Below are 7661 nucleotides of genomic sequence, written 5' to 3' on the forward strand. Positions count from 1 at the left end.
TCAAGTGAACAAGTGGTGGATTCCAGCTATTACAGCTCTGGCTTTGCTCAACGGTTGCTCCAGTGTGCAACGCGGCTCCATTCCCGTGGTGGATTCGAGCACGACCGTTTCCAACAACGACCGGATTTCGGCCAATGGCGGTTTCCGTCAGACCGTCGTCAAGCGTCCTGCCCAGGCGCCTCAAGCCGTGCCGCAGGATTCGGGTGTGGTCGTCATGGTGCCGGGTGCCGGTGCTGCTACGTCGGCGCCGATCAGTGCCGAGCCGTGGACGCCCGGGCCGAGCACTTCGGGTCCGATTGATTCGGCGCCGGTCCAGGCCGCACCGATCAATCAGGGTACCTACAACATGCCACCATCCACACCGAGCGGCATTCCTTCGTCGAGTGCTGGCGGTCTGTCGGCTGACGAGCAATTGGACGGACCCGTACTGGCTTTGCTCACGACCGCCCAGCAACAGCAAGCCGGTGGTGACTTGAACGGCGCATCGTCGAGCCTTGAGCGTGCCCAGCGTGTGGCACCGCGCGAGCCGCAAGTGCTGTATCGACTTGCCCAGGTGCGTATGGCTCAGGGTGATGCACCGCAAGCCGAACAGTTCGCCCGTCGTGGCCTGAGCCTGGCCAATGGTCGCCCCGACCTGCAGGCCAACCTGTGGGCTTTGATTGGTGATGCGCGTGCGGCCCAAGGTGATGCCGCCGGTGCTGCCCAAGCGCGGCAGAAAGCCAAGGTCAGCCTCTGATGGATGCACGTTTGCCCGCGATTGCCGAACAGTTGTTGTTGATCGAGCGCGAGTTGCGTGTGCAGGGCTGGTGGGACGAAGTCCCTCCCAGCGTCGATGCACTCGGCAGCGTCGAGCCCTTTGCGGTCGATACTTTGGACTTCCATCAGTGGCTGCAATGGATCTTCCTGGTGCGCATGAAGCAGATTCTCGAGCAGGATCTGCCACTGCCCAATGCGTCGGGAATCCTGGAAATGGCTGAGATGGTCTACGCTGATCGGCCGGTGGAAAGCCTTGGTTTGCGTAATGCGCTGAAAAAGTTCGACCAACTGATCGTCGACGCTCGTTAATTGCCTGACTGCCGGTTTTTTCGGCAGTCTTGCGCATATTTCTACCGCTTGACGACATTCAGGCGAGTTTTATCCCTCCTCAAACCCCTTTCTTCTACGTTCTCGTGCGCTTTGTTGGAAAAAAGCGCAATTATTGCTTGACTTGAAGGGGCTGAAACAGAAGAATCCAAAGTCCGCTGTATCGGGACTGCCAGAAGCAGGCCCGCTCAGCAGATCATGAGGCGCACATCCGCGCCGACCTGTAACACCCGCAACGCGTTACCTCGCGCTGGGTGGGAAAAGCCCGCAACACTTGGGACGATCCCAATACTTGCTCAGTCAGTGCTGACGTAGTCGGCGACCACCGTCGCTCATGCTCTGTTGAGAAGTAAACCTATTAAGACCCGTCGGTTTCAACGGACGGTATTCTGGCGTTTTAGAGGTGAACAACGTGGAGCTTTTATCTGGTGGTGAGATGCTCGTCCGCTTTTTGCGTGACGAAGGCGTCGACTATATCTACGGGTACCCAGGTGGTGCTCTGTTGCATGTTTACGACGCACTGTTCAAGGAACCGGCTGTTACCCACATCCTGGTTCGCCACGAACAGGCCGCGACCCATATGGCTGACGGTTACGCCCGCGCCACCGGTAAAGCCGGCGTGGTACTCGTAACGTCCGGCCCAGGCGCAACCAATGCCATTACCGGCATCGCGACTGCGTATATGGACTCCATCCCGATGGTGATCATTTCCGGCCAGGTGCCAAGCACCATGGTAGGTACCGATGCATTCCAGGAAACCGACATGATCGGTATCTCCCGGCCGATCGTGAAACACAGCTTCATGATCAAGCATCCGTCGGAAATCCCGGAAGTCATGAAAAAGGCCTTCTACCTCGCACAGTCCGGTCGCCCGGGTCCTGTGGTGGTCGATGTCCCGAAAGACATGACCAACCCGGCAGAAAAATTCGAATACATCTTCCCGAAGAAAGCCAAGCTGCGTTCCTACAGCCCGGCCGTTCGTGGGCACTCGGGTCAAATTCGCAAGGCGGCGGAAATGCTCCTGGCGGCCAAGCGCCCTGTGTTGTACTCGGGCGGTGGCGTGATTCTGGGGGGCGGTTCCGCGCCGCTCACCGAACTGGCCAAACTGCTTAACCTGCCGGTAACTAATACCTTGATGGGCCTTGGCGCGTTTCCGGGTACGGACCGTCAGTTCGTCGGCATGCTCGGTATGCACGGCAGCTACACCGCCAACCTTGCCATGCACCACGCCGATGTGATTCTGGCGGTCGGCGCGCGGTTCGATGACCGTGTGATCAATGGCGCGAGCAAATTCTGCCCGAATGCCAAGATCATCCACATCGACATCGACCCGGCGTCCATCTCCAAGACCATCAAGGCCGATGTGCCCATCGTGGGGCCGGTGGAAAGCGTATTGACCGAAATGGTCGCCGCGCTCAAGGACATCGGCGAAGCGCCGAACAAAGAGTCCGTTGCCAGCTGGTGGAAGCAGATCGATGAATGGCGCGGTGACCGCGGCCTGTTCCCTTACGACAAGGGTGACGGCAGCATCATCAAGCCACAAACCGTGATCGAGACCCTGTGCGAAGTGACCAAGGGCGACGCCTTTGTGACCTCCGACGTGGGCCAGCACCAGATGTTCGCCGCGCAATACTATAAGTTCGATAAGCCTAACCGCTGGATCAACTCCGGTGGCCTGGGCACGATGGGCTTTGGTTTCCCGGCCGCCATGGGTGTGAAACTGAGCTTCCCTGACGCCGACGTTGCATGCGTCACCGGTGAGGGCAGCATCCAGATGAACATCCAGGAGCTGTCGACCTGCCTGCAGTACGGCCTTCCGGTGAAGATCGTGTGCTTGAACAACGGCGTGCTGGGCATGGTTCGTCAATGGCAGGACATGAGCTACAACAGTCGTCACTCCCATTCCTACATGGAGTCGCTGCCAGATTTCGTCAAGTTGGTTGAAGCCTATGGCCACGTCGGCATTCGCATCACTGAATTGAAAGATCTGAAGCCGAAGATGGAAGAGGCGTTCGCCATGAAGGACCGCCTGGTGTTCATCGATATTCAGGTGGATACCAGCGAGCACGTCTACCCAATGCAGATCAAAGACGGCTCTATGCGCGACATGTGGTTGAACAAGACGGAGCGTACTTAATCATGCGGCATATTATCTCCCTGCTTCTGGAGAACGAACCCGGCGCTCTGTCTCGTGTTGTCGGCCTGTTTTCGCAACGTAACTACAACATCGAAAGCCTGACTGTGGCTCCAACCGAAGACCCGACCCTGTCGCGCCTGACGTTGACCACCGTGGGCCACGATGAAGTGATCGAGCAGATCACCAAGAACCTCAACAAGCTGATCGAAGTGGTCAAGCTGGTCGACCTGTCGGAGAGTGCCCACATCGAGCGCGAGCTGATGCTGGTTAAAGTCAAGGCCACGGGTGCTCAACGTGCCGAGATCAAGCGCACGACCGACATTTATCGCGGGCAGATCGTCGATGTGAGCGCCAGCGTTTATACCGTTCAACTGACCGGTACAAGCGACAAGCTGGACAGCTTCATCCAGTCGATCGGGACGGCCTCGATTCTGGAAACGGTACGCAGTGGTGTCACCGGGATTGCCCGTGGCGACAAAGTACTCAGCATCTAACCCAAATTAGCGAATGGCCTTACGGCCTGGATATATAGAGGAACCTCATGAAAGTTTATTACGATAAAGATTGTGACCTGTCGATCATCCAGGGCAAGAAAGTCGCCATCATCGGCTACGGCTCCCAGGGGCACGCACAAGCCTGCAACCTGAAAGATTCCGGCGTTGACGTGACTGTCGGCCTGCGCAAAGGCTCGGCTACCGTTGCCAAGGCAGAAGCCCATGGCCTGAAAGTAACTGATGTTGCTTCCGCTGTTGCTGCTGCCGACCTGGTCATGATCCTGACCCCGGACGAGTTCCAGTCCGCGCTGTACAAAAATGAAATCGAGCCGAACATCAAGAAGGGCGCCACCCTGGCGTTCTCCCACGGTTTCGCGATTCACTACAACCAGGTGGTGCCACGCGCCGACCTCGACGTGATCATGATCGCGCCTAAGGCGCCGGGTCACACCGTACGTTCCGAGTTCGTCAAAGGCGGTGGTATTCCTGACCTGATCGCGATCTACCAGGACGCTTCGGGCAATGCCAAGAACGTTGCGCTGTCCTATGCCTCCGGCGTCGGTGGCGGTCGTACCGGTATCATCGAAACCACCTTCAAGGACGAGACCGAAACTGACCTGTTCGGCGAGCAAGCCGTTCTGTGTGGCGGTACCGTAGAGCTGGTCAAGGCTGGTTTCGAAACCTTGGTTGAAGCTGGCTACGCGCCGGAGATGGCCTACTTCGAATGCCTGCACGAACTGAAGCTGATCGTTGACCTCATGTACGAAGGCGGTATCGCCAACATGAACTACTCGATCTCCAACAACGCCGAATACGGCGAGTACGTGACCGGTCCGGAAGTGATCAACGCTGAGTCGCGTCAGGCTATGCGCAACGCTCTGAAACGTATTCAGGACGGCGAATACGCCAAAATGTTCATCAGCGAAGGCGCAACCGGCTACCCTTCGATGACCGCCAAGCGTCGTAACAACGCCGCTCACGGTATCGAAATTATCGGTGAGCAACTGCGCTCCATGATGCCGTGGATCGGTGCCAACAAGATCGTCGACAAAGCCAAAAACTAAGTCGGATGCATCAAGGGAAAACGCGGCCTAGGCCGCGTTTTTTCGTTTGGGAGAGCGGGTTCTGGTATAAAGCTGCATCGTTTGCGGGCGAACACACGCCGCAAGTACTTGTCGAATTTTTTCAAACAGTTGCAAGGTAAAGTCCATGAGCGAACGTCCCGACGAGCCAAACAAGGCTTCTGACGCCGAAAGCCTGCTGCCAATCGATGAGCATGTCGAAGAAGGGCATGACGCGGAAGGCCGCAAGGTCCGGCATCGTGGCATCTATCTTCTGCCCAACCTGTTCACCACGGCGAACCTGTTTGCCGGGTTCTATTCCATCATCAACTCCATGAGTGCCCAAAGCGCCCTGGCGGCAGGTGATGCCGCGAGTGCCAGCAAGTATTTCGGCTTTGCCGCCATCGCGATTTTCGTGGCCATGGTGCTCGATGGCCTTGATGGTCGCGTTGCGCGCATGACCAATACTCAAAGCGCCTTCGGGGCAGAGTACGACTCGCTGTCGGACATGGTTGCCTTTGGCGTGGCTCCCGCGCTTCTGGCGTTTGCGTGGGCCCTGGGTGATATGGGCAAGGTCGGCTGGATGGTCGCCTTCATCTATGTCGCTGGTGCTGCCCTGCGCCTGGCCCGTTTCAACACTCAGGTGGGTACGGCTGACAAGCGTTACTTCATTGGCTTGGCCAGCCCGGCTGCTGCGGGAGTGGTGGCGGGTATCGTGTGGGCTTTCAGCGACTACGGCATCCAGGGTTCGAAAATGTCGTTCCTGGTGGCCTTGATGGTAGCGGCGGCCGGCATGCTGATGGTCAGCAATATCAAGTACAACAGCTTCAAGGAGTTCGACCTCAAGGGGCGTGTGCCTTTCGTGGCGATCCTGGTGGTGGTGTTGGTGTTCGCTGTAGTTTTCAGCGATCCGCCGCGCATTCTGTTGCTGGCCTTCCTGGCCTATGCCGCGTCGGGGCCGATTCAGTATTTGCTGCATCTGCGCCGGGACAAAACATTGCCTTAATGTAATTTCCCCCATACTCCGCAGTCTATTGGTGCATCAGCCTTCCAATACTGCGGAGTAGCCATGTTAATCAAACTTCCCAAAGCCTCCGATTGTCATGAATCGGATGTCACGCCTGAATCCTTCTACCTCTCTCGTCGTAGCTTGCTCGGTGGTGCGCTTGGCGGTATCGCCGCCAGTAGTTTGCCGCGCTGGGCCAGTGCTGATGATGCTTCGCGTTATGCTGATGTTGAGCCGGGCAAGGCGCCGGCCTGGTTCGCCGAGAAACTGTCGAGCGCCAAATGGCAGGCGGTTACGGTAAAGGACGAGGCTATTACGCCGTTCAAGGATGCAACTCACTACAACAACTTTTATGAGTTCGGTACCGACAAGGGGGACCCGGCGGCGAACGCGGGCTCACTCAAGACCGAACCCTGGAGTGTGGTGATTGATGGCGAGGTGGCTAAGCCGGGGCGTTATGCCTTGGAAGACTTCATGAAGCCTTATCAATTGGAGGAGCGGATCTACCGTTTGCGCTGTGTCGAAGCATGGTCGATGGTTATTCCGTGGATCGGCTTTCCGATCTCTGCCTTGCTCAAGCAGGTTGAGCCGACCTCAAATGCCAAGTACATCCGTTTTGAAACGCTTCAGGACCCTAAGAGCATGCCGGGTCAGCGTTCGAGTTTCGGCTTGATCGATTGGCCTTATGTAGAAGGGCTGCGCCTGGATGAGGCGATGAATCCTTTGGCAATCCTTGCTGTGGGCATGTATGGGCGGGAACTGCCTAACCAGAATGGTGCGCCGTTGCGTTTAGTGGTGCCGTGGAAGTATGGCTTCAAGAGCGTGAAGTCCATTGTGCGGATCAGTCTGGTTAGTGAGCAGCCTAAGACTACCTGGCAGAGCATTGCGGCCGACGAATATGGGTTCTACGCAAACGTGAACCCTACGGTCGATCATCCTCGTTGGACTCAGGCACGCGAGCGACGCCTGCCGAGCGGTTTGTTCAGTCCGAATGTGCGCGAGACGCAGATGTTCAATGGCTATTCGGATGAGGTCGCTTCTCTTTATACGGGCCTCGATTTGCGGAAGAACTACTGATGCGTTATCCGATCTGGCGCATTGGCGTGTTTATCGTGGCGGCGATATGGCCGTTTTACTGGCTCTATGAAGCATGGCGTTCTGTGCTCGGGCCTGATCCTGGGAAAGTGCTCATGGATCGGTTGGGGCTTGGGGCGTTGGTCTTGCTGTTGATCACCTTGAGCATGACACCGCTGCAGAAGCTTAGTGGGTGGGCTGGGTGGATTGCTGTCCGTCGACAGTTGGGGCTCTGGTGTTTCGCATATGTGGTTTTGCACCTGGCAGCTTATTGCTTGTTTATCCTGGGGCTTGATTGGTCGCAATTCGGGGTGGAGCTGCGTAAACGGCCTTACATTATTGTAGGTGCGCTGGGGTTCCTTTTCTTGTTGGTGCTTGCGGTGACTTCTAATCGCTATAGCCAGCGCCAGTTGGGTAGCCGTTGGAAGAAGCTGCATCGCCTGGTGTATGCCGTTCTTGGGCTCGGTTTACTGCATATGTTGTGGATTGTGCGGGCTGATCTGAAGGAGTGGGCCGTCTATGCGTCTATAGGTGCGCTCCTTTTAGTATTGCGATTGCCCCCAGTGATGCGCCGAATTCCCCGCCTTATTGCGAAAAAAGCACCTTCTGCAACAAAAACGTAATTAGCGCTTGACGGCAGAATCTGGAGGCCTATAATTCGCCCCACTTCCGGCGCAGTCGAAACTGAAAACTCCTTGTTAAACAAGATGTTACGCAGAATCAGCAGCGAACGGCTTCAGTTCATCGAAGCCCCGAAGGAGTTGATAGGGCAAGGTTGTTTGGCTCTATTAACGGTTCGATCTTCT

Annotated in this window: 8 protein-coding genes; all 8 read left to right on the top strand. The window is 56.8% G+C overall.

Annotated elements, in window-relative coordinates; genetic code table 11:
• Positions 1 to 4: 4 nt before the first annotated feature.
• The 8 genes from M5B97_RS25585 (at position 5) to msrQ (ending at position 7478) form a co-directional block, all read left to right on the top strand.
• On the top strand, positions 5 to 736 hold the full coding sequence (locus tag M5B97_RS25585; RefSeq protein WP_134660632.1) for a tetratricopeptide repeat protein: 732 nt from the start codon (positions 5 to 7) through the stop codon (positions 734 to 736).
• A complete protein-coding gene (locus tag M5B97_RS25590; RefSeq protein ID WP_248733043.1) occupies positions 736 to 1065 on the top strand; it encodes a YqcC family protein in 330 nt (109 codons plus the stop codon). Before M5B97_RS25585 ends, M5B97_RS25590 begins: the two co-directional genes overlap by 1 nt.
• Positions 1066 to 1495: 430 nt before the next feature.
• The gene (locus M5B97_RS25595; protein WP_123715885.1) at positions 1496 to 3220 is read left to right on the top strand and encodes an acetolactate synthase 3 large subunit; all 1725 of its coding nucleotides are present in this window, start codon (positions 1496 to 1498) and stop codon (positions 3218 to 3220) included.
• 2 nt (positions 3221 to 3222) lie between these two features.
• The gene (gene ilvN / locus M5B97_RS25600) at positions 3223 to 3714 is read left to right on the top strand and encodes an acetolactate synthase small subunit (protein WP_003176102.1); all 492 of its coding nucleotides are present in this window, start codon (positions 3223 to 3225) and stop codon (positions 3712 to 3714) included.
• Positions 3715 to 3761: 47 nt separating this feature from the next.
• Positions 3762 to 4778, top strand: a complete 1017-nt coding sequence (gene ilvC / locus M5B97_RS25605) for a ketol-acid reductoisomerase (RefSeq protein ID WP_123715881.1) — start codon at positions 3762 to 3764, stop codon at positions 4776 to 4778.
• A 145-nt stretch (positions 4779 to 4923) separates the two neighbouring features.
• Positions 4924 to 5781: a CDP-diacylglycerol--serine O-phosphatidyltransferase gene (gene pssA / locus M5B97_RS25610; RefSeq protein WP_248733044.1), complete on the top strand. Its 858-nt coding sequence runs from the start codon at positions 4924 to 4926 to the stop codon at positions 5779 to 5781.
• A gap of 63 nt (positions 5782 to 5844) precedes the next feature.
• Positions 5845 to 6858, top strand: coding sequence for a protein-methionine-sulfoxide reductase catalytic subunit MsrP (msrP, locus tag M5B97_RS25615; RefSeq protein ID WP_248733045.1), 1014 nt, complete (start codon positions 5845 to 5847; stop codon positions 6856 to 6858).
• A complete protein-coding gene (gene msrQ, locus M5B97_RS25620; RefSeq protein WP_248733046.1) occupies positions 6858 to 7478 on the top strand; it encodes a protein-methionine-sulfoxide reductase heme-binding subunit MsrQ in 621 nt (206 codons plus the stop codon). Before msrP ends, msrQ begins: the two co-directional genes overlap by 1 nt.
• Positions 7479 to 7661: the final 183 nt, after the last annotated feature.

Source organism: Pseudomonas sp. MWU13-2517 (genome assembly GCF_023242545.1).
GTDB lineage: Bacteria > Pseudomonadota > Gammaproteobacteria > Pseudomonadales > Pseudomonadaceae > Aquipseudomonas.